Annotated in this window: 26 protein-coding genes and 1 pseudogene; 20 read left to right on the top strand and 7 right to left on the bottom strand. The window is 38.5% G+C overall.

All coding sequences use genetic code 11. The features are described from left to right. Positions 1–383: pseudogene (locus tag AOQ70_RS13620) on the top strand (sensor histidine kinase); the annotation flags it as partial. A gap of 59 nt (positions 384–442) precedes the next feature. On the opposite strand, the gene AOQ70_RS13615 reads toward AOQ70_RS13620, so the two are convergent. Continuing rightward, positions 443–751 (bottom strand): DUF4870 domain-containing protein, encoded by a 309-nt coding sequence (locus tag AOQ70_RS13615; RefSeq protein WP_039179010.1) that lies wholly within the window; start codon positions 749–751, stop codon positions 443–445. Between the two features lie 343 nt (positions 752–1094). On the opposite strand from AOQ70_RS13615, the gene AOQ70_RS13610 reads away from it, so the two are divergent. The 7 genes from AOQ70_RS13610 (at position 1095) to AOQ70_RS13580 (ending at position 8003) form a co-directional block, all read left to right on the top strand. Beyond that, the gene (locus AOQ70_RS13610) at positions 1095–1937 is read left to right on the top strand and encodes a PRD domain-containing protein (RefSeq protein WP_059376824.1); all 843 of its coding nucleotides are present in this window, start codon (positions 1095–1097) and stop codon (positions 1935–1937) included. Between the two features lie 118 nt (positions 1938–2055). Next, positions 2056–3957 (top strand): beta-glucoside-specific PTS transporter subunit IIABC, encoded by a 1902-nt coding sequence (locus tag AOQ70_RS13605; RefSeq protein WP_059376822.1) that lies wholly within the window; start codon positions 2056–2058, stop codon positions 3955–3957. A gap of 24 nt (positions 3958–3981) precedes the next feature. Then, positions 3982–5445, top strand: a complete 1464-nt coding sequence (locus AOQ70_RS13600; RefSeq protein WP_197414614.1) for a glycoside hydrolase family 1 protein — start codon at positions 3982–3984, stop codon at positions 5443–5445. A gap of 157 nt (positions 5446–5602) precedes the next feature. Further along, positions 5603–6004 (top strand): MerR family transcriptional regulator, encoded by a 402-nt coding sequence (locus AOQ70_RS13595; protein WP_039178999.1) that lies wholly within the window; start codon positions 5603–5605, stop codon positions 6002–6004. Positions 6005–6033: 29 nt separating this feature from the next. Beyond that, complete coding sequence (locus tag AOQ70_RS13590) at positions 6034–6954, top strand: alpha/beta hydrolase fold domain-containing protein (RefSeq protein ID WP_059376815.1); 921 nt, start codon at positions 6034–6036, stop codon at positions 6952–6954. 219 nt (positions 6955–7173) lie between these two features. Next, positions 7174–7446, top strand: coding sequence for a DUF2651 family protein (locus AOQ70_RS13585; RefSeq protein ID WP_059376814.1), 273 nt, complete (start codon positions 7174–7176; stop codon positions 7444–7446). Between the two features lie 134 nt (positions 7447–7580). After that, complete coding sequence (locus tag AOQ70_RS13580; RefSeq protein ID WP_059376811.1) at positions 7581–8003, top strand: cytidine deaminase; 423 nt, start codon at positions 7581–7583, stop codon at positions 8001–8003. Between the two features lie 32 nt (positions 8004–8035). Here the strand turns inward: AOQ70_RS13580 and AOQ70_RS13575 are convergent, their stop codons facing one another. Together AOQ70_RS13575 and AOQ70_RS13570 are read right to left on the bottom strand one after the other, a co-directional pair. Beyond that, the gene (locus tag AOQ70_RS13575) at positions 8036–8590 is read right to left on the bottom strand and encodes a pentapeptide repeat-containing protein (RefSeq protein ID WP_231730876.1); all 555 of its coding nucleotides are present in this window, start codon (positions 8588–8590) and stop codon (positions 8036–8038) included. Between the two features lie 532 nt (positions 8591–9122). Continuing rightward, complete coding sequence (locus tag AOQ70_RS13570; protein WP_059376808.1) at positions 9123–10019, bottom strand: LysR family transcriptional regulator; 897 nt, start codon at positions 10017–10019, stop codon at positions 9123–9125. Positions 10020–10119: 100 nt separating this feature from the next. Between AOQ70_RS13570 and AOQ70_RS13565 the strand changes: the two genes are divergently transcribed. Beyond that, positions 10120–11067: a carbon-nitrogen hydrolase family protein gene (locus tag AOQ70_RS13565; protein WP_059376806.1), complete on the top strand. Its 948-nt coding sequence runs from the start codon at positions 10120–10122 to the stop codon at positions 11065–11067. 47 nt (positions 11068–11114) lie between these two features. Here AOQ70_RS13565 and AOQ70_RS13560 read toward each other — a convergent pair whose 3' ends face one another. Continuing rightward, positions 11115–11432 carry a monooxygenase gene (locus tag AOQ70_RS13560; protein WP_039178985.1) on the bottom strand — a complete coding sequence of 106 codons (318 nt, stop codon included), beginning with the start codon at positions 11430–11432 and terminating at the stop codon, positions 11115–11117. 11 nt (positions 11433–11443) lie between these two features. Continuing rightward, entirely contained in the window at positions 11444–12370 is a 927-nt protein-coding gene (locus tag AOQ70_RS13555) for a DsbA family protein (protein ID WP_059376804.1), read from the bottom strand. A 182-nt stretch (positions 12371–12552) separates the two neighbouring features. Between AOQ70_RS13555 and AOQ70_RS13550 the strand changes: the two genes are divergently transcribed. The 3 genes from AOQ70_RS13550 to AOQ70_RS13540 all read left to right on the top strand — a co-directional run bounded on the left by AOQ70_RS13550 (position 12553) and on the right by AOQ70_RS13540 (position 14079). Beyond that, positions 12553–13125 carry a TetR/AcrR family transcriptional regulator gene (locus tag AOQ70_RS13550; RefSeq protein WP_039178980.1) on the top strand — a complete coding sequence of 191 codons (573 nt, stop codon included), beginning with the start codon at positions 12553–12555 and terminating at the stop codon, positions 13123–13125. Positions 13126–13193: 68 nt separating this feature from the next. After that, a complete protein-coding gene (locus tag AOQ70_RS13545) occupies positions 13194–13619 on the top strand; it encodes a MarR family winged helix-turn-helix transcriptional regulator (protein WP_041085171.1) in 426 nt (141 codons plus the stop codon). A 112-nt stretch (positions 13620–13731) separates the two neighbouring features. Beyond that, positions 13732–14079, top strand: a complete 348-nt coding sequence (locus tag AOQ70_RS13540) for a DoxX family protein (RefSeq protein WP_039178975.1) — start codon at positions 13732–13734, stop codon at positions 14077–14079. A 72-nt stretch (positions 14080–14151) separates the two neighbouring features. Here AOQ70_RS13540 and AOQ70_RS13535 read toward each other — a convergent pair whose 3' ends face one another. Continuing rightward, on the bottom strand, positions 14152–14340 hold the full coding sequence (locus AOQ70_RS13535) for a hypothetical protein (protein WP_039178972.1): 189 nt from the start codon (positions 14338–14340) through the stop codon (positions 14152–14154). 209 nt (positions 14341–14549) lie between these two features. Between AOQ70_RS13535 and AOQ70_RS13530 the strand changes: the two genes are divergently transcribed. From AOQ70_RS13530 to AOQ70_RS13495, 8 genes are all read left to right on the top strand, one after another. Continuing rightward, entirely contained in the window at positions 14550–15719 is a 1170-nt protein-coding gene (locus AOQ70_RS13530; RefSeq protein ID WP_059376803.1) for an FAD-dependent oxidoreductase, read from the top strand. Between the two features lie 42 nt (positions 15720–15761). Continuing rightward, on the top strand, positions 15762–16442 hold the full coding sequence (locus AOQ70_RS13525) for a TetR/AcrR family transcriptional regulator (protein ID WP_059376801.1): 681 nt from the start codon (positions 15762–15764) through the stop codon (positions 16440–16442). Positions 16443–16581: 139 nt separating this feature from the next. Next, on the top strand, positions 16582–17250 hold the full coding sequence (locus tag AOQ70_RS13520) for a helix-turn-helix transcriptional regulator (protein ID WP_058838663.1): 669 nt from the start codon (positions 16582–16584) through the stop codon (positions 17248–17250). Continuing rightward, positions 17247–17621: a RidA family protein gene (locus AOQ70_RS13515; protein ID WP_041085166.1), complete on the top strand. Its 375-nt coding sequence runs from the start codon at positions 17247–17249 to the stop codon at positions 17619–17621. Before AOQ70_RS13520 ends, AOQ70_RS13515 begins: the two co-directional genes overlap by 4 nt. A 72-nt stretch (positions 17622–17693) precedes the next feature. Further along, on the top strand, positions 17694–18797 hold the full coding sequence (locus AOQ70_RS13510; protein WP_059376798.1) for a threonine synthase: 1104 nt from the start codon (positions 17694–17696) through the stop codon (positions 18795–18797). A 36-nt stretch (positions 18798–18833) separates the two neighbouring features. Then, positions 18834–19175 (top strand): hypothetical protein, encoded by a 342-nt coding sequence (locus tag AOQ70_RS19750; RefSeq protein WP_059376796.1) that lies wholly within the window; start codon positions 18834–18836, stop codon positions 19173–19175. A 333-nt stretch (positions 19176–19508) separates the two neighbouring features. Continuing rightward, positions 19509–20468 (top strand): hypothetical protein, encoded by a 960-nt coding sequence (locus AOQ70_RS13500; protein ID WP_059376794.1) that lies wholly within the window; start codon positions 19509–19511, stop codon positions 20466–20468. Positions 20469–20505: 37 nt separating this feature from the next. Beyond that, positions 20506–21348, top strand: a complete 843-nt coding sequence (locus AOQ70_RS13495) for a DMT family transporter (protein WP_059376792.1) — start codon at positions 20506–20508, stop codon at positions 21346–21348. 136 nt (positions 21349–21484) lie between these two features. Here AOQ70_RS13495 and pdxR read toward each other — a convergent pair. Beyond that, a partial coding sequence (pdxR, locus tag AOQ70_RS13490; protein WP_059376791.1) for a MocR-like pyridoxine biosynthesis transcription factor PdxR occupies positions 21485–22864 on the bottom strand: 1380 nt, incomplete at its 5' end.

Genomic DNA, 22864 nt, shown 5'->3' with positions numbered 1-22864 from the left:
TGCCGATCAGACGATTGAGCTTCAAACGAATGAAAGACAAGCTCATGCTGAATATTGATAAAATCCTCATTCGAAGAGCGGTCACCAATCTGATTTTAAATGCCCTCGTTCACAATGATCCTGATGTGACGATTATTGTACAGCTTGAACAAAAAGAAAGAACCCATATTACGATTCAAGACAACGGCAGAGGAATAGAAGAGGCAGAGCTGGAAAAAGTGTTTGACCGCTATTACAGAGGGACGAATACAGGAGTTTCGCATGCAGGCTCTGGTCTTGGGATGGCTATTGCAAAGGATATTATCGTCAAGCACGGCGGGGATATCACGATCCGTAGCAGTGTAGGAAAAGGAACAACAATTGACATCCAACTACCAGCATGAAAACATACAAAAAAAACGGTTCTGATCAACAACAGAACCGTTTTTCACCTACCTATTATTTATTCTGAAAACACTTTAATGCCTTTCACAATGTTCCAAATGAAGAAGTAGATAGCAACAAGGAATGTTACTGCATATGTCGCAATTAAGAAAGGCCCCGCATGGCTGATATCTTTCATACCAAGTAAACCTGAACCAAGGATGCCAATACCAAAAATCAAATAAGGAATAATATGCGTCCATAATGATTTTTTCGCATGATATTTCACGTCGTCCTGACCTAAGAAATAGACGATAATTGGGAACAAAAATGGTGCAAAAAAGATACTAAAGTAACATAATGAAGACAAGATTTTATTTTCTCTCAAAACGTTTCACCTCTATGATTTATTCACTACAAACCCATTGTACTACCTGAACCTTAACCTGTATTAATCCGAACCTTACAGCAACCTTAAACTTATTTACCTTTTAAAATAATTTATAAACGACATACTATAATATAGGTATTTAAATCTATCTTACCGAAAAAAATAGTTGACTTTGGTTTATCCTGTGTTTACAATAAAGTCGTAACCGATGCAGGAGTGTTACTGATATCATCAGGCACCACCAAGTCAGGTAAACATGTTGTACATTTGTACGTTGTTTGCTGAGATTTTGGTGTTTTTTTATGCTTTTTTTAGCAGTTTTAGGTAAGGTGGGATGAAGATGTTCACCGTCGTTAAAGTTTTAAACAATAATATCGTATTGGCTCTAACAGACACTCAAAATGAAGTAGTTGTTTTTGGTACAGGAATAGGCTTTAAGAAGAAAAAAGGTGATACTCTTGATGAGAGCGCTGTCAGTAAGACATTTTATTCTGATCAGACGTCTCCATTAGAATCTCAACTTGCCGCTATCCCAACTGATATTCTTTTATTAACTGAAAAAATCATTCATATGGGCGAAGAGATGTTGAATAAAAAATTAGGTTCCAGCATGCTGTTTTCGCTATCTGATCATCTTACCTTTTCTATTCAAAGGCATCGAGAAAAAATGGAATATGAAAACCCTATCGTATGGGAAATTCCACATCTATATTTTCAAGAATATCAAATTGGGAAAAAAGCACTTAAAATTATTCAAAAAATGATGGGGATTACTTTTGAAGATACAGAAGCTTCACTCATTGCCCTTCATTTTGTAAACGCTCAAATAGATGGTCAGTCTATGGGAGATACGATCAAAATGACCCATCTCACGAAGGAAATCGTTAAGATTATTCAAAACATTTTCGAGATGGTATTAGATAAATCATCGATAGATTATTCGAGGTTTATCACTCATTTGAGATATTTTATTGTCAGACAAGAAACAAATCAACCGCCTCAGCAGATGGATGATTCATTAAAAGAATTAATTCAGGATCGTTATATGAAGAGCTATGCATGCGGTTTGATTATTAAAGAAATGTTAAAACGTGAATTTAATTGGAATGTCACAGAAGACGAACTTGTTTTTCTAGTCATTCATATTGAAAGAATCACAAAGAAACATCAACAGAATACATGATTTCTTTTAGGCGTGTTATGAAAAAGCATTAACCTAAACAAATCTCCATTTAGAAGAATGGTCTTTCTAATGGTGGATTTTGTTTAGGTTTTTTTTGTGAAAATGAAGGGGTGAAGACATGAACAACAAAGAATTGGCGCAAGAAATTATCAAATTAATCGGCGGAACAGGCAATATATCTCAAAGCTGGCATTGTATTACGAGGCTGAGATTTAATATCAACGATGAAAAACAGGTAAAAGTAGATGAACTGAAAACAGTAGATGGAGTGCTCGGAGCGCAATTCCAAAGCGGACAATTCCAAGTCATTATTGGAGCAAAAGTTGCAGAAGTCTATGAGGAAATAGACCATCTGATTGGTGACAGCAGCAATGATTCTTCTCCTGCTAAAAATACGTCAAAGATGAATCCAATCGAAGTCGTATTCGATGTCATTAGCGGAATTTTCACACCGATTTTGCCGGCGATTGTTGGTAGTGGATTGATTAAAGGGATCATGGCTTTGTTCGTTAGTTTAGGCTGGCTGACGGAAAAAAGCTCTACCTATGCTGTACTACAAATCTTTTCAAATGCTGTCTTTTACTTTTTACCTTTTCTCATTGCTTATTCTGCAGCGAAGAAATTTAAAACGCGAGAATCTCTCGCGATGGCACTCGCTGGGATTTTATTGTATCCCACGATGGTGGAAGGGGCAGCAAAAGGAGCAGACCCACTTAGTTTTTTAGGATTGAGTATTCCATTAAATAATTATACTTCTTCCGTTTTACCGATTATTTTAGGAGTACTGCTACTTAGCTTTATCGATAAGTGGATAACGAAAGTCATTCCAAAATCTTTAAGCATCGTATTTACACCGGTACTGAGCTTAATGATCACAGCGCCTCTTACACTAGCTTTCATAGCGCCTATTGGAAACGTTTTCGGGCAGTATTTAGAGATCTTTTTCACTTCTTTATTCCACTTTGCTGGGCCGATTGCAGGTTTATTAATGGGAGGCCTCATGCCTTTAATTGTGCTAACTGGGATGCATTACGCATTCTTCCCTAGCACGTTTGCCAGCTTTGAAAAAGTTGGATACGATGTCATGCTGCTTCCGATGAACTTTATTGCCAATATGGCACAAGCAGGCGCCGTTTTAGGAGTCATCATTCGCACAAAACGAGTAGAAACAAGGTCTTTGGCATTATCAACATTGCTTCCGAGTTTCTTTGGTATCACAGAACCAGCCATTTATGGAGTCACACTGAGATTGAAAAAGCCTTTCTATGCTTCATTAATTGGCGGCGCAGTTGGCGGATGTTTTTATGGTTTATTTTCAGTCAAAACGACAGCATTTTCAATTCCAGGTATTACATCTCTGCCAACTTACATTATGAAAGGCACAAACAATTTCCAGCTCGCTTTAATTGGAATAGCGCTGAGCTTTTTGGTCTCACTTCTTGTCACTATGTTCCTTGGTTTCAAAGAACCTGCCACAAAAGAAGAAGGTCAGCCGCTAAAACAAGGAAAGTCATCTAAAAATTCAGAGAATACAGTCAATCAACAAGCTACTAGACAAGTAAATCCTTATGAAGTACAAGCACCTATAACTGGTCAGGTCGTTCCTTTATCTGAAGTCAATGATGCCGTCTTCTCAAGCGAAATGATGGGCAAGGGAGTAGCGATTATGCCTGATAAGGGGGTGGTACAAGCACCGTTTTCCGGAAAAGTAGTGACCGTTACACCTACTAAACATGCAATAGGTTTGGTTTCAGATGATGGGATTGAATTATTAATACATGTAGGGATTGATACCGTCAGCCTAAATGGTCAATTCTTTGAGGTATTGGTGGAAGAAGGAGATGAAATCACTATCGGGGATCATTTATTATCATTTGATATAGAAGGAATTCAATCAAAAAAATTAAATGTTGTGACACCTATTATCGTCACTAATTCCTCGAAGTACCTGGATGTCATCCATACAGGTGACTCTTATGTCAACGCAGGAGAAAATAAACTCTTAATGCTCATTCATTAATCATAAATAGAAGGGATGATTGAAATGAAAGAATTAAAAAAAGGTTTTTCAGATAATTTCCTATGGGGTGGCGCAACAGCTGCCAATCAAATAGAGGGCGCATATTTAGAAGGCGGGAAAGGGCTGTCAACTTCAGACTACGCAGCATATAAAGATCCCTATGCACAAGGAAAAGTAAACAACTTTACATTCGATGTTAGTTCAGCTGAACTAAACAAATACAAGGAAAATCCTGATGCATTTGATTTCCCAAAAAGACGCGGAATTGATTTTTATCATCGTTATGAAGAAGATATCGCACTGTTTGCAGAAATGGGATTTAAAGTCTTTCGTTTGTCCATCTCATGGGCAAGAATCTTTCCAACAGGTTTAGAGGACAAGCCGAACGAAGAAGGATTGGCTTTTTACGATAAAGTATTTGATGAATGTGCGAAATATGGAATTGAACCGCTAGTAACAATGTCTCATTATGAAATGCCGATTACTTTAACAGAGAAATATAATGGATGGATGAGTAGAGAGCTTGTCCCATTGTTCGAAAAATACGCACGTGCGATTTTAGAAAGATATAAAAACAAAGTGAAATATTGGATTACATTTAATGAAATGAATATGAACCTCAATAGTCTTTATACAGGTGCTGGCATTTTAGAGGATTTAGTAGACCATAAATTACAGGCTGCTTACCAAGCATCTCACCATCAATTTGTGGCAAGTGCATTAGCAGTGAAGGCAGCGAAGGAAATCATTCCAGATGTCCAAATTGGCTGTATGATTAACCAAATCGAAGCCTATGCAAAAACAACAAAACCAGAGGATCAGCTGCAGGCAGTTAAATCGAATCAATTGAATATGTTCTATCCTGATGTTCAAGCTAGAGGCGAATATCCAACATACATGGTGAAATATTTTGCAGATAATCAAATTAAGCTGGATATTGAAGAGCAGGATGAACAAATTTTGAAAGAGGGCACTGTTGATTTTGTTGCAATCAGCTACTATATGTCACACGTAGCAGAAGCGCGTGAAGATGCCGCTGAGCTAGCGGGTACGTTTGACAGTCCAATTAAAAATGAACACTTGGAATTATCACAATGGGATTGGCCGATCGATCCAATGGGTCTGCGCATTTCATTAATTAAACTGTATGACAGATACCAAAAGCCTTTATTTGTTTGTGAAAATGGACTTGGCGCAAGAGATACATTTACACAAGATGGAAAAATCCACGATGATTATCGAATTGATTATTTGAAAAAACATATTGAACAGATGAAAGAAGCAGTAAAAGAAGGTGTTGACTTAATGGGATATACACCTTGGGGCTGTATTGACTTAATCAGCTGCGGAACATCTCAAATGACTAAACGCTATGGTTTGATCTATGTGGATCAAGACGACCTAGGAAATGGGACACTGAATCGTTACCGTAAAGATTCATTTTTCTGGTACAAAAATGTAATTGCATCAAATGGAGAAGACCTATAAAAGCAGATTGAATGATGAAAAACACCATCTCAGGGCGCCTTAACCGGCTGCATGCGATGGTGTTTTATTTTTCACGAAAACATCTCTTGACCTTGAAGTATAGTTCAACCTTTATAATGTAATTATAGTAAGACAAAATCACGAAAAAGGAGTAACAATGGAGTTGATGACTAGAGGTGAACTTGCCAAACAAACTGGAATAAGCCCTGCCGCAATTCGTTACTATGAAGAACACAACATTTTACCTGTCCCGAGACGCCGATCGAACGGTTATAGACTATACACAGAAGATTACATTGTGAAAATTCAATTGATCAAAGATGCCAAATCATTAGGTTATTCACTAAAGGAAATAAAAGAAATATTGGAAATGCTGAGTCAAGACATAGAACTAGATACTTTAAAAAGAATTGTAAAACATAAACATGAAGAAATTGAAAAGAAAATCAAAAGCCTGCGCCTCATTCAAGACCTTTTATCTAACTTATTAAAGACTCCTGAGAAAGAAGTACAAGTGTATCTCAAATCATTTCGTGTGATGAATGAGGATGACGAATAAACATATCTGCTTAAAGGAGAGAAAATACAATGAGTGTCGAAATTTTTAACGGAGAACGTTCTGAAGAAAGTATTCAATTTGAAACATTATTCACGTCCCAAAGTAATAAAGAGAGTTTTGCTAGTGTCGAAAAAACCAAAAACTTTCTATCTCAAATAGAAAATATGAAGCCTTATGCAATCGGAGATGATGTGAAACTAGTGAGTGAAATAAAGGAGCAAATTTTCGAAGGAATGCAGGTTTTCACATTGAATGACCGAATGCCGCAAAAGCAAAAGGTGATTCTCTATATACATGGTGGTGCTTGGATAAACCAGCCTCTTAATTTCCATTGGTGGTACATGGATAAAATGGCTCAATCCCTTAATGCCAAAGTGGTCGCTCCTATATATCCTAAATTACCTCATTATAGCTACCAAGATACTTATCCAAAAATCTTAAATCTATATAAAGAAATACTAAAAACGGTTGAGAGTACCGATCAATTAACGATTATGGGAGATTCAGCGGGCGGAAATATCTCACTTGGCCTGGCGCATCTCTTAAAGATGGAAAGTCTGCCACAGCCGAAGGATATTATTTTATTATCTGCATGTGTTGATATGAGTTTAAGCAATCCTCTTATATCTGAATATGCCGATAAAGATCCCATTCTAGCGCCAGAAGGAATAGATGTCATTACAAAAATGTGGGCAGCAGATAAAAAGGTAACTGACCCATTAATCAGTCCAATTCACGGGGACTTTCATGGTCTTGGGAAGATCACTCATTTTATTGGAACACATGATATTTTATATCCAGATGCACTAAAGCTGGATGAAAAGCTAACAGAACAAGGAATTAACATGAAAACCTTTGTTTACCCAGAAATGCTGCATGTGTTTGTCGTCATGCCAATCCCTGAGGCACAAGATGCTCAGGAAAAAATCATTCAGGTGATAAATAGTTAGGTCTTTTTCACACATCAAAATGCTCTGACTTAAATATTCGAAAAAATAGGCTGCTTACTGAAAGCAGTCTTTTTCCATTCAACATGAAATACATTTAGATTGTCAATTCACCTCAGATTAAAAATTCCTTAAATTCCAATTTTTGTTTACAACGCACGAATTTCCTATTAATATGATACATATTCGGTTCTTCACCCGTTCATAAAGGAGAGTGACATGATGAGTGTTTTCTTTCTTCATCCTATGGCGCTGATCTTATTTACATTGCCTTTGTTATCTTTGATTTGGGGGATTGTTGGCTACTGCATCTTTAAGCGAGTTTATATCGTTCTTATCATCACATTTGCCGTCTCCACTATTTTCATATTTGCCTATACTGGGTTTGACATGTCAAATATGTATTGGGTTATGGTGATGACCTTTTTATGCATGTGTACCTCTGTCATCACAAAAATCATTCGCTATATGTATGCCCGCTATAAAAGAGCATAACGAAAAAGCTGATATTCACAAAAATCAGCTTTTTTTGGTTCCATTCAACTCATCTTCAAGAAACGCTCATTATCTGAGTTTGGTATAATAGATCAGTATATTCAAAACGAGCATAGAAGGGGGAAGGGGACACCATGCACACATTTAATCTTACTTCAAAAGATGTAGAGTTAATAGACGAAGCAAAAAAGAAGATTACGAGCCTTTATGAAGAGGATAAACACCATGTAGGAGCCGCTATCCGCATGAAAACAGGAGAAATGATCTCGGCTGTCCATATAGAAGCGTATATCGGACGGGTAACGGTTTGTGCAGAAGCCATTGCAATTGGCAGTTCTTTATCGAATGGCTATAAAGATTTTGATACAATTGTTGCCGTTCGGCATCCATATTCAGATGAAGACGATAGAAGATTGAGGGTCGTAAGCCCTTGCGGCATCTGTAGAGAGCTTATTTCAGATTTCGGACCAGAATGTTTTGTCATCTTAGAAATAGATGGCGAACTAGTCAAAGTGAAAATAGGGGAACTGATTCCACTCAAATATACTCGAAGTTGATGTACGACCTAAACTTAGCAGGAAGAGGGACATCAAGCGTTCTCTTCGTTACATTCCAGATAACTGAAAAATCGCTCCACATAATCAGCCCCATGTATTTTCTCCATATGCGCCGTGTTAAAAATATATTGTTCCATATGCTCAAGCTTGCGCATGCTGCGTACTAGTACTTTCCGATCCTCGTCAGAAAGGTGAGGGTCATGATTTATCTTCAGCAATGCCTGTTTGACACGCGCGGAGACCTTTTCAACATATAGATGGTTTTTGGAAGCTGGCGGAATACATTGCGACAGGTCACAGCCTGTAAAGCGAACACCGTCAAGAATGCAGTTTTCAAAGTTGGCGATCAGCTTTTGTTTACCATTTCCCTCAAACGTTATATCCACTAGCTTACCTGTAAAAGTGCAATGAACAATATTCGCTGCTTGTAAAATGCGGTCATTAAACCTACATTGATAAAATGTACAGTTGATAAACACAGCATTCTCCAATATCACAGGAGGAAAATTCGCAATTCGTAAAAACAGCCTCGCCTTTAGCAATCCCAACAGAGCGCAAATCGGAACGAATAAAAGTACAATGCTCAATCGTACTACCTGCAAAAAATCTCGCATTCGTCAGATCACACGTATTAAATACAAGATGACGCAGCTGACAGCTCCAAAATATAGGCGAATGAACATTCGAGTTGCTAATCGTCGATCCGCTTATCGTTTCGTGTTCATACCTGACAATATCAGAAAATATTTCATTGTCTACTGACATACCAGACTCAAGCCTTCTCATTGTGATCACCTATCTTTTAATCTTTAACCAGGATGAATACCTTCCAAAAGTTCATTTCTGTTTCACTAAACGGCTGGCATTGACAAGTTATTATATCATAAAGCTCGAAACATAAAGAGAGCGGTCATCATTTTGAGAGCCCTTATCTTGCAATGGTCTTTCACACTCACTTTAAATCATAAGGGGGACAAAAGAATGAAAAGATATGACGCATTCCCAGAACCAATCGGCGGCTATACTGCCGGACGCACACAGAAAGTCTATCATACGATGGCGTGGACTTAATTAAGAAAACGAGCAGAAAGTGATCTAAAATGAAAAAAGCCTTGAGAATTAGGCTTTTTTTGTTTCTCCATAGTATATATCCGTGACGATTTTTAAAAAAGCCTTCAAAGCACGTGTTTTATATCGACCTTTCTTCACGACAATGCCAATTTTCCAGGGAATATATTGACTGCTAATTGGTTTTACACAAATGTCCTCTTTATACATGTCCGTTAAAGGACTTGGAATGATCGCAACTCCTAATTCATCACGAACTAATGTCAAAAGCAAATCCCATTGTGTTGTGCTGTAAGCGACATCGGGAACAAAATGTTCCTTACGGCAGCTTTCTAAAATCACTTGACTTAACGCAAATGAAGAATCAAACAATATCCATTTATCCTCTTTAAGCTGTTCAAGCGAGAGCTGTTGTTCATCTTTTAAAGCGTGATTTTTTGGTAAACAAGCCACAAACGGCGCTTCAAAAATGAGTTGTTCTTCTAATTCATGACTTTGGGCAGGTATGACAATAAAGGCCGCATCTACTTCGCCTTTCTCAACGAGTTTTTCTACATGTAAGCCGCCCTCCTCAATCATTTCGAGCGTCACATCTGGATGCTTTTGAGTAAAAGCTTTTGCCACTTTCGAAAAGAAAAAGGTACCAATTATTTGCGGCAGACCGATCTTTAAATGGCCGCGAATATGCGTGTCGGTATCACCCAGCTCCATTTGCAATTCATTCATTTGCTGCAGTACCGCAATCGCTTTTTCATATACAAGCTCTCCTTCATCCGTTAACTTGAAAATTCGATTTGACCGATCGAAAAGGATGACACCCAGTTTTTTCTCTAATTTTTGAATGGTTTTAGAGAGGGAAGGCTGGGCGATAAAAAGCTTTTCACTTGCTCTTGAAAAACTTCCACAATCCGCAATCGTTTTAAATATTTCAAAGTCCCGTATGTTCATTTTACCCTCCCATTATTCCAATAAGGCATACTCATTATGATGATGATATATTGTACATTATAAACGTTTATTTTTACACTGAGAATAAGGAGGGGGTAAGATGTCAACATGTAGAGTTGCTGTTGTGCAAGCTGCTTCTGTCATTATGGATAGAGAAGCATGTACTGAAAAAGCCATTTCGTTAACACTTGAGGCCGGAGAAAAAGGAGCCAATATTGTTGTATTTCCTGAAGCTTTTATACCTGCCTATCCTAGAGGACTAGCTTTTGGCGCCACAGTAGGAAGCCGTTCTCCAGAAGGAAGAAAGGACTGGCTTCGTTACTTAGAAAATTCAGTTCCAGTTCCAAGTAGAACGACTGACAGATTAGGAGAAGCAGCCCGCAAAGCTGGTGTCTACCTCGTCATCGGTGTCATTGAAAGAGATGATGAATCAAGTCGCGGGACTTTATATTGTTCCGTATTGTTTTTCGGACCAGATGGAGCCTTACTTGGAAAGCACCGTAAACTAAAGCCGACAGGTTCCGAACGACTCATATGGGGAGAGGGGGATGGCAGCACACTGCCGGTTTTCGATACACCGTACGGTAAAATAGGCGCTTTAATTTGCTGGGAAAACTATATGCCATTAGCTAGAGCAGCGATGTATGCAAAAGGCGTCCAAATCTATATAGCCCCTACGGCAGATTCCAGGGAACTATGGCAATCTACGATTCGCCATATTGCCGCAGAAGGCCGATGCTTCGTTCTATCTTGTAATCAATATGTGAATAAAGAGATGTATCCTAAAGATTTAGCCTGCTATGATGAATTAGCATCTTCTCCTGATGAGATGTGCCGAGGGGGGAGTGCAATAGTCGGTCCTTTAGGCGAATATATAAAAGAACCTGTCTATGGTCAGGAAGAGATACTGCTGGCAGATCTTGATTTGCGTGATATTTCTTCTAGTCAATTCGACTTCGATGTAGTCGGGCATTATTCAAGACCTGATATCTTCCAACTCGTCGTCAATGAAGAGAAAAAAGAAAATGTAAAGTGGATGAATCGATGAAATCACACGAAAAAAGAGCAGCCATCAGCCGCTCTTTTTTTCATGTGTCAACCTTGATGAGTTTTTAATGGACCTTTTGTGATATGAGTAAGATGAGCATTTATGTTAAAGATTTTAGCGTTGATGTCTGTTATTCCAAAGCTAGTGATTCTTTTAGAATGCATCTCAAGATAGTTTTCAGCTGCTTCTTTTGTTTCGAATAAGTAGATTCCGCCAGCCTCATTCTTCTCCGGATTCTCCGTCCATATTTTCCATATGAATCCGTCTTCCTCATTTATACTTTTCGCTAAATCAGCAAACTCTTTTGCCATTTCATCACCGAAAGGGCCTTTCATCTTAAAATCCACCTGTAATAAATGTGCCATCGTCATTTTCCTTATGTTGAAGTTGTAAAATACAGTTCCCCCAGCACTTCTTTCATTTGATACTGCTGCTGCGGAAGTTCTTTCTTCATAAAAGACCGTACATCTGATTGGTCAACATCGTACATCACTTCAATTTCTTTAGAAAATAGAAGTTTTTCTTTTTCGAGCAGGGTAGAAACAGCTGGGCGTTTTTTCGGTTCAAGTTCTTCAGTGTTTAAAGCTTGCTTTAATCCTTCAACATAGACTTCAAATGAGCGGCCACCCGTGATTTTGACTCCTTTATTTTCTTCGTTGACGAAGATGATCGTTGGGAAACCTCTAGCACCAAGGTCTCGAACTAGAGTAAAATCTTGATTTAATAATTCCTGGCCGCTTGGCAGCTCCGCTTCATGTACAATCACATCTCCATTAAGTCCAAGATCGTTGACGATGTCAATTAACACCGTGATATCCGATATATTTTGATTGAATGCAAATAGCGCTTCTCTCGCACGGCGTAAAAAAGTATAGGCTAGTGCATCATCATGATGTTTTTGAATCACTTTGAACACGCGAGAGGGGGGGTAGGAAGATTGAACAGGATTGTCAATCATTAAAGACCCATCAATTGGCATGCGGGAATGTTCTCCAACCTCTCTCCAGTGACCAGCCACATCAGCAGGTTTGTAAATTCCGTTTGCAGGATCAATTGGACCGCCATGCCATTTCTCTAACAGTCCACCCAACACAGTCTGAAAATGAAAATAATGTCCATATTGCTCTTTAAATCGACGCAGCACAGGTTCAATTGCCCAGCAATGCGAACAAATTGGATCTGTTACATAATAGAGCGTTATTGTTTTTTTAGGTTGCTGAAAATCAATGACCTGAATATCCTCTTCTTCACCTACACCACATACACCTGTTTCTATATCACAAAACATCTCATTGTTTTTCAATTTCATTTTCCTCCTCAAATTTTGTAGGAACGCTATTGCCTATCAGTTTGTTTGAATCAAGCAATGATTTACTTTACAATTAAATCTTAAGACACAATGAGTGAGACCAACACCAATAATTTCTTCAATTTGTTGTTTATCCAACAGATTGATAGATGTGTTGAAAAAGGAGGAGGGATAAGATGCCACAGCCCAAGACAGACCCTCGGGTCCTAAGAACGCGTAAGTTAATCATGGAGTCATTTATTAAACTTTCATCGAAAAAGGAATTTAAGGATATTACGATCAAAGATGTCACGGCAGAAGCCATGATCAACCGCGCGACGTTTTATTATCATTTTGAGGATAAATACGATTTGCTGGATAAAACACTATCAGAAGTATTATCGATTAATTTAGAAAGTATAAATTTCAATCATCGTAAACTTGATGAAGATACGATTATCAATATTTTTAAAGCACTAACGAATTTCCAACAATCTCTGCATAACCGCTGCCAAGTAGAATATGAAACTGAACTTGCTCCTATTGTGAGGGAACAGCTTGAAATTATTTTTTATCAATTGTTAATCAATCAATATGCAAATGTCGAAAAGCAAATTCTGAAGGTCACAGCTGTTTTTTTAAGTTGGGGAATTCACGGAGCTTCTGTTGAGTGGAGAAAAAATAGTTCGCACTTATCATCAGAGGAGTTTATCAAATCAGCAGTGCCATATATCTTGTCAGGGATTGATTTTAAACAAGCAGATGGATGATTTGACAATTTTCAAAGGCTTCACTAATATAAATGCTATAGCATATAAATTTCATAGAGGGTGTTTACATGGATTTACAAGATTTAATAGGCTATCTCGTTCATCGTACCGATCTCAAAATGACCAATTATTTTACGAACAGGTTAAAGCCTTACGGGGTCACGCCTGAACAATGGAGTATTATAAGTATTCTGAGTAGTGAAAAGGGGACTACTCAAAAAGAATTGGCAGAAGGAATTGATAAAAATCAAACCACTGTCGTCAGAATGATCCAGTCTATGGAACGAAAAGGGCTTGTCAAAAAGATCTATAATGAACAAGACCGGCGCTCACATCATCTGCTTTTAACAGAAAAAGGGGACGAGGTCAAAAAGGCCATTCTTCCTGTTGTCATGGATGCACATCAAACGGTGACAAAGCAATTAAACGATGAAGAGATTCAACAATTAAAATTACTTTTAAACAAATTATTTCATTCACACTACGAATCTTGAGATGTCTAATCTGAACTATTTATGTCCGATATATGCTATGACATATAAATTGTATCAGCTGAAATTTTGTCCATTTGGACTTGAGTGTTTCAGTCAAATAACTTAGAAAGATGTGATCACGATTTTCATACTTATTCTTCAAATGATATTGGCCGCTTTCTTTTTTGTAACAGGATCGAAAATTATATCAGGGAAAATGGCAGAAGAGTTCAAACGATTTGGTTTACCTGCTTTTTTTAATGTTTTAACCGGAGCCTTTGAGCTCATAGGCGCAGCTGGAATGCTAATTGGCATATGGATGCCAACAATCGCAATATTATCAGGCTTATTGTTAGGAGGCACGATGCTGGCAGCTGCACTTACTCTGATCGTATTGGCCAAAGATCCCTTTAAAAAAGCAATCCCGGCACTTGTGTTATTCGCTCTCAGTATTGGGATCAGCTTGTACCACATTCTTTAAGTTCATATCAAGGTAAGTCACAAAACCTAAACAAATCTCCACTATTCTAATGGTGGATGATGTTTAGGTTTTTTAGCGATTGAATTGTTTTCGAAGAACTAAGCATGAGACAGCAAATACTGCAAAAGCGCCCGCTGATCCAGCAGCAAACACGAGCTCAGATTGTTCTAGTTTGGACTTGAATAACAAAGGGACAGAAAGAATGAGAGCGGCACCACTAAAGCTCAATCCTAATATCAACATTGCTAGTAATTTATTCATAGAAACACCTCTTACACTCAAAATGAAAACAATCGAAAAAAATCATATTTGGAGTGTATCATATGGTGACGGGCGATTGCTTTCTTTTCATTAAAGCACTTGTAAAATAAACTTTTTAAACGAACACTGTTCTTAACGAACGGTGTTCGTTATAATATAAATGAGATGTGGCTTTAAACGATTTTCATAAAGAAGAGGAGATGCATACGATGACGGCATTATCTAAGGATCAAAAGCAAATCGCTATCATTGGAGGAGGACCTGGGGGGCTAACGCTCGCCTTAATACTGCAAAATTACGGTATACAAACGACCATCTATGAACGAGAGGTGCATGACAAGAGTCTTGAAAGAGGGGGCTCACTGGATATTCACGAAGAAACAGGCCAAAAAGCTTTAAAAGAAGCGGGAATTTATGAGGAATTTCAAAAGAACGCCCGCTATGAAGGAGAAGATTTCCGCTTACTTGATAAGTCAGGAAAAATTTATTTAGATGAAGAAACGGAACCAGATCAAAAAGGGACCCGCCCAGAAATTGACCGTGGTGTTTTGTGCGAACTGCTGTTAGATCAAATTGATGCTGAAAACATCAAATATGGATATAAACTAGAAAGTTGCGTTTCACTAGAAAACGGCATGACGGAGCTTCATTTTGAAAACGGAGTTGTCGAGACAGTTGATCTTTTAATTGGAGCAGATGGTGCTTTTTCTCGTGTGCGTCCTCTGTTAACAGATATTGATATTGAATACGCCGGACTCACGATGCTGGAACTGAATATCCTCAACGTAGAGGTGAATCACCCTGATTTAGCTGCATTTAATAAACGCGGGAAGATGTTTGCTTTAGCAGACCATAAAGGACTGATTGGTCAGTTAAACGGGGATGGACGAATAAAAGTGTATGCAAGCCTTATGGTTGAACGTAACTGGATTGAGGCTTGTGGTATTCCTTTTCATCAAGCGAAAGAAGCAAAAGAACAATTATTAGAGTTATTTAGTGATTGGGACGATCAGCTGAAAAATTATATTCGTTATGCAGAAGATGCCATCATTCCAAGACGGATTTATACGCTTCCTGTCGGTTTTAAATGGAATCGCCATAAAGGAGTAACGCTTATCGGTGATGCAGCTCATGTCATGTCGCCATTCGCAGGGGAGGGCGTAAACATGGCGATGTTTGATGCAATGGAACTCGCACTTGCGATTGTCCGAAATCCTCATCATATCGAAAAGGCTATAGAAGAATACGAAGACATGATGTACGAATATTCATCGGAGAAAGCTCATGAATCAGAAAAAAGTTTAAAACTGTGTTTTTCAAAAAATGCTGCGGTCAAGCTTGCAGATATGATGAATTCTTTTCAAGAAAACGGAGATTGATGCTCAATTTACTATTTGACTTTGACATGTTATAAAGAGAGTATGAACAATTCAAATCGTCGTATTATCAGTCGTCGGTCTCAGCCGGCTAAAGAGCCTTTAAGCCGTGAACTCATTGTGAAAACTGCCTTTGACCTTCTTAAGGAGCAAGGGTTAGAGGGCATGAGTATGCGTAAAGTGGCTAAAGCATTAGATACAGGACCTGCATCCTTGTATGTCTACGTGAACAATTTTCAAGAACTAAGTGCTTACGTATTGGACTATGGTCTCGGCCAAATGGTCTATCCAAATTCAGCGGGTGGCACATGGAAAGAACAGTTATTTGACATATTGCATACTTATTTCCTGCTGCTATACGAAAAGCCTGGTCTTGCTGAAATTTCTCTTTCCACCATCCCGCAAGGAACGAACTTTTTACAGTTGACCGAACATCTTCTCGCTGCACTGCATGAAGGCGGAATCAAATCTACATCCGCTGCATGGGGAGTAGACCTGTTACTGTTATATGTATCTTCCGTAGCATACGAAAAGGTCTCTTGGAAGAAACAAGGCTCTTCGCAAATTTCAGATACAAAAAAAACATTTCATGATGCAGACAAAACGCGGTTTCCTTTCATCAATAGCCTGAAAGAAGAAATGTTTGCAGGTGATACCGTATCACTAGAACGGTTCAGGTGGGGAATTGACGTCATTTTGTCTGGAATCCAGCAAAAAATCAATTAGAAAGGAGCAAAAAAAGCAGTCAATGGCTGCTTTTTTATATTTTCTCCACTTTTTCAAAACGTATAAAAAAATCTATATATTGTTTTTTCATATAAAAAATTATATAATCTAGTGGAATAAACAAATGAGGTGCTTAGGCATGGAACATATAAAGAATTTATTACAGAGCTATATTCCTTTAGCAAAATCTACTGCAAAAATGTTTGGACCAAATTGTGAAGTCGTGATTCATGATTTAACGAACCCTCAAGCATCAGTCATGTTTACAGTCAATCATCATGTCACGGGAAGAAAAATCGGTCAATCATTTGATCATCTGGTAAAGACTGTTTTACAATCAGAAGATTTTAAAGAAGATTATCTCGCTGGGTATACATTTAAAACCGAAGACAACCGTACCATTCGTTCTTCGACTTCATTAATTCGTGATTCCGAGCAAAAGGTGATTGGTGCATTCTGTATCAATTTTGATGTTGAAGCATTGAATCAAATGCAGCAATTTATGGATACTTTTCTTTCTACAAAAGTTGAAGTTCAAGAGAATGAAACAACAACAACAAATGATGATCTTGAAAATGTGGAAGAAATCGTAGATCAATTGATTCAACAGATCATTCAAAATAGTGTTCACCCAGTCATGAAACGCCATGAAAAAATTGAATTAATAAGGTTCATGGATGAAAAGGGTATTTTTTTAATGAAAGGATCTGTTGAGAAGGTCGCATCTATGTTAGGTATTTCTAAAGTCACCGTCTATAGCTATTTGGATGAGATCAAACATAAAGCGAATGAAGGAGAAAAGAAATGAAAAGCATCCTTGAGGTAGGGAATCTAAAAGCCAACGGACACTATGCATTCGCAACCATTCATCAAAACACGGTCTATGTTTCAGGACAATTTGCCATCAATCCTGAAACGAGAGAAAAAGAATTCGGCCCCATTGAAGAAGAGACATTACAAGCGCTTAAAAATGTCGAGATGATTGTAGAAGCGGCTGGAAGTAAAAAAGAAAAGATTTTGCGTATGACATTATACATTTCTGATATTGAACTATGGGACAAAGTAGATGCGGTTTACACTGAATTTTTCGGTGAACATCAACCAGCACGTACTGTTGTACCAACGAATGAATTACATTTTGGTTTCAAAATTGAAATTGATGCTATTTCTTATATTTAGAATATTTTTTTGCCTATGATATATAAAAAAGTATATTTTGTATAAAAAATTATTCGAAGGGGATGATGATCGATGAATCAATTGATTTGTAACCATTGCGGGAAAAAGTATGAGATGACACCAACTCTATGGAAATGTGATTGTAACGGCGTATTAAACCTAGTGAAAGATACCCCTAAAATAGATATAGCGGCTTGGGATCACTATCCAAACTCATTATGGCGTTATGTTGAAACCATGCCATTTTCAAAGGGTTCTAAGACTTGGGAATCTGTAACAATGGGTGAAGGTCAAACTCCGTTAATCCTTTTAGATCCGAATGAGCCAAATACTTATGTAAAAGTTGACTATATGATGCCTACACTCTCCTTTAAAGATCGAGGAGCTGCTGTTTTAATAACAAAGGCAAAGGAATTAGGGGTATCAAAAGTCATTGCGGATAGCAGCGGGAATGCAGGAACAGCGATTGCCGCTTATGCAGCTCGTTGCGAGATTGCATGTGACATCTATTTAAGCGATGAAACTTCACCTAAAAAGGTCGCTCAAATAAAAGCCCATGGAGCAACGATTAAAGAAATTCGTGGTACACGCGAGGACATTGCCGCTGCAGCCCAAAAAGCAGTAGACGACGAAAACGTTTTTTATGCAAGCCATGTGTATCATCCTTATTTTTTTGAGGGAACAAAAACATACGCATATGAAATCTATGAACAAATAAAAGGAGCACCAGATGCTGTAATCATTCCGGTTGGAAACGGCACTCTCCTTCTAGGAGCATATTATGGCTTTAAAGAGTTATTTGAAAATGGTTTGATTCATAAAACACCGAAAATCATTGCCATACAAGCGAAAAACTGTGCACCTCTTGTGAAAGCTTATCAAAACGGGGAGGAATCAGCATCGCTTGTTACGAATACAGGGACCTTAGCAGAAGGGATAGCCATCGCTGCCCCGGCGCGCTCCAAACAAATTCTAGAAGCTGTACAAGATACCAATGGTACATTTATAGATATTGAAGAAAATGAGATATTGAATGCACGCTCTAAACTAAGTGAGAAAGGATTCTATGTGGAAGTGACCTCTGCAGTCAATTTTGCCGGCTATTTGAAATATAAAAAGGAATCAAAAGAAACCATCGTCATACCTCTTTGCGGGGCAGGGATTAAGTCAAAATAACCCGTAGAATACAACTTGAAAGCGGAGGAATGCTTCATGGGATTGGATTTTACACATTGCGAAGCACATTGGTCATACAGTGACTTCCATGATTTTAGTAGAAAGTTAGCAGCTTGTATTGGTATGAATTTAGATGATATGGAGGGGTTTGGCGGGGAAATATCCTTTAAAAACTACCAGGATGACATCATCCCATTACTGGAACTATCCGATTCTGATAGTTACTTATCACCAAAGATTTGTCAGACCGTTGCTGCGAGATTGCGTCAACTGATCCGCCATTGGCTAGATGATGACCTAGATAAAATGAACGCTCTCTATCTAGCAGAAGGAATGGAACTAGCGCATGAACAAAATGAGGTATTGGGATTTATATAGGAAGAGGATATGTTTTCATATGGCAACTCATTAACATAAATCAGTTGCATTATCGTTCTACGGGTATCTCAAAAGAGGTGCTCTTTTTTTTGCCTAAATGTACAATCCCTTTTGATATGGAAATTTCCGATTAGTCAATTCAGGCATAAGCAGAATATTCAGGCTGCTAACTTTACAATCTTCAAAATTGGTATGCAAAAAAACATCTATACTGGTACTTAAAAAATCCAAATGACTCATGCTAGCATAAATCTAACAGCATGCTTGTATAAAAATCATAGCTATGATTTTCCAATAACATAATTCCATTAAGATGAAATGAAAGGGGAGCATATGTATGCAAGAAATCACTTCACTGAAAAAATCGATAAATCATCTTACGTAATTGCGATATCATTCATTCTTTCAATGGTTGGCTTATCCGTCCTGTTACAACATTCCGAGATTATTTTACCAGAAGCTGCAGCGATGGCCATAGCCATGTGGGTATATAGAGAGCCAGGATGGATAAGACGCCCATCCATCGTTTTAATTGCACCTACCTCAACAGCTGCGATTGGAATCATCATGTATCAGTTCGAAATTCTTTATCCAATAAAGGTAATGCTTACTCTAATGATAGTCATGCTCTTTATGAGATTAATATGCTCGAATCTTGCACCAGCCATCGCTACCGGTTTATTACCACTTGCCACTCATACAGAGGGTTGGTCATTTGTATTCATTGTCTTTTTATTCATGCTGATCTTAATGGCCGGAGTTGTCGTATTTCAGTTTAACAAAAATCTCATGAAATGGTCGATAATCCAATACAAATACATGGGCATATTTCTGGTGATTTCACTGTGCTGGCTCAGTATTTGCTGGGTATTGGGTTATGAGCAGATAGCAGTGATTCCACCAGTTTTTGTTGTGGTATTTGAATCGCTACAAAAACCAGTCTACTCAGGGCAAATTGCGTTAAAACAAGGGTTTTCTCTAACGGTATCAGCAGCATTGGGTGTTCTGATTTTCATGCAGGTTGAATCGCATGTGTTAGCTGCATTGATAGATATGATTATAGCAATCATGATATCTCGACTTTTTCTTGTCAGAATTCCTGCTTTGTTCGCTATACCATTGCTAACCTTTGTATTTCCTGAAGAAAAAATTTGGAGTCTACCCTATGCCACATTTTTTGCAAGTGTGTTTATGTTTAGCTTTATATTGTTATACAAGAATTTGGAAAAGAAAACTTCGATCCGGAAAAAACGTCTGCATCCGGAATTCGATGATGCCATAAATAATAAATAACTCGGTTATTGACAGAGGAAATTTGGAGGAAAAACATATGTTATTTGGCCTGATTGCAGCATTTTGTTTTGGTTTATCGGATTTTATGATTACGCAGGCCACCAGGAAGGTTCAAACGTTACCTGCCTTGTTAGGGATTCAGTTTATTGCCTCACTTTTGCTGGGAGTGTTCATACTTACACAATCACCACACATTGATAAAAGCTCGATCTCAATCATGGCATGGCTTGGAATAGCTGGTATCAGTGTCATCAACTTTATAGGTACTTTATTGTTATATCGAGCATTTGAAAAGGGGACTTTGTCAATCGTATCTCCTATCGGCTCAGGATTCGCTGTTGTCACTGCAATTCTCGCTTTTGTAGGTGGTGAACGATTGCCTTTCAATTCAATTATCGGAGTCATCCTGCTGATTATTGGAGTGTTTACGGTAACGAGATCAAGCAATAAGGCTGGACAACAAGTGACGTTGTCAGGCATACCAGAAGCCATTATCGCCTCGATATGCATCGGTTTTTATTTTTGGGCAATCGGATACATTACACCTCATCTTGGTGTGATTCTTCCTGTACTGATCACACGAATCATACAATTTTTTTGTGCGTTTGTACTTCTACGTGTAAAGAGAATTCAACTTCCGCGCATAAGCCTGTCTATCGGTATGGTTCTGGTAGTAGCCGCTCTGCTGGATACAGGAGCACTACTCTCGTTTAATATGGGGCAAGCCGTTGATTACACAACGAGCACAACTGCACTTACTTCATTATATAGTGTCGTTACTATACTAATGGCCGGTTTGATTTTAAAAGAAAAGCTAATAAAGAGTCAATGGGCTGGAATTGCTATTATTCTTCTTGGAGTCATGATCGTCAGCATCTAAAAGGATTAGAAGATCGTTATAGTGCATACCATTTATTGATGATTTATCCGAATGAGCCATATATTAATGAGTCAAAACATGACCTCAAGCAGATTACAAGAAAGGAAGGACAAAATGTCCTTCCTTTTTTTACAGTTTATATAAATTGCGAAAGAACTTGAACACCCTCGGAAATCTGTGTCTCGTTCACATTGCCAAATCCCATAATCAGACTCTCATTATACTGATCTTTTCGAATGGTATACCGCTCAGCCGGGTAGATCTTGATACGATGCTTCTCAAGCTCCATTGCAGTCAAAAGATTAGCGTTTCTTCCTGGCCAAGTTGCAATCAGATGCAAACCCGCAGCATCGCCCGATATTTGAACCTTTTCCCCGAACGTATCCATCAACGCATGAATCATATGAGTTCTTCTTTTATGATAAATTCGTTTCATTCGCAGAATATGTCGTTTCAGATGGCCTTCATTCATAAATCGTGCCAAAGTTAATTGTGATAGGGCAGGACACTGCATATCGGTCGTACGTTTAAGCTGCACGATTGATTCCACCAACTCTTGCGGGGCCACAATATAACCAAGCCTTAGGGCAGGGAACATGTTTTTACTAAACGTTCCTACGTAGATTACCCGCTCTGCATCAAGCTCTCGCAAGGCATGAACAGGCATTCCTCCATAACGGAACTCGCTGTCATAATCATCCTCTATAATGTAGGCGCCTGTGCTGCGAGCGTAGTCAAGTAATTGGAGGCGCCTGCTGATCGACAGAATACTCCCAAACGGAAACTGATGAGAAGGTGTTACAAAGATGCATTTAGGCTTTACATCGGTTGGCAGCTGCTCTACACATAAACCATCGGCATCGACAGGCACAGGTATAATCCGAGAGTTCGTTTCAGCAAAAAGATGATGAATAAATGTTGCCGTCGGATCTTCCATAGCAATCGTTTCACCAGGCATTAATAAAAGCTTGCTGAGTATCGAAAAAGCCTGAGTTGCGCCAGCCGTAATAATAATTTGCGATGGCTGACAATGAAAACCTTTAATATGGAGAAGATGCTCACAAATTGCTTGTCGAAGCTCAATATTGCCAGCCATATCCTCTTCGTATCCAAGCATAGAAGGTGGAAGATCATGATACACATCCAGTGCAGCTCTTTTCCATTTCTGAAGAGGAGCATGCTCGAGAGCAGGAAAGCTAGGACGAAAATCAATATAGGATACATGATTCTCGCAAGCTGAGGAAACATTCTCATGCCTGTCAATCATCTCTTCAGATTGTACATGCAGCGATCTGCTTGCACCTATATCTCTTACAAAGGTTCCCGAGCCTTGTTTACCTTCCAAAAATCCTTCAGCTGTTAACTGCTCATATACTTCCACAATAAGGGCGCGTGAGACCCCAAGTTCTTTAGCAAGCTCCCGGGTGGAGGGAAGGGAGGTTCCAGCCCTGTAACTGCCTTGCATAATTCGGTCTCTGATCCACGAGTATACCTGTCTGGTTTTCGTTTCATTCCT

Origin of the sequence: Bacillus sp. AM 13(2015), assembly GCF_001518755.1 — a bacterium.
In the GTDB taxonomy this organism is placed as follows: domain Bacteria; phylum Bacillota; class Bacilli; order Bacillales; family Bacillaceae; genus Bacillus; species Bacillus safensis.
The sequence above is the reverse complement of the archived record's forward strand: the minus strand, read 5'-3'. Positions and strand labels throughout refer to the sequence as shown.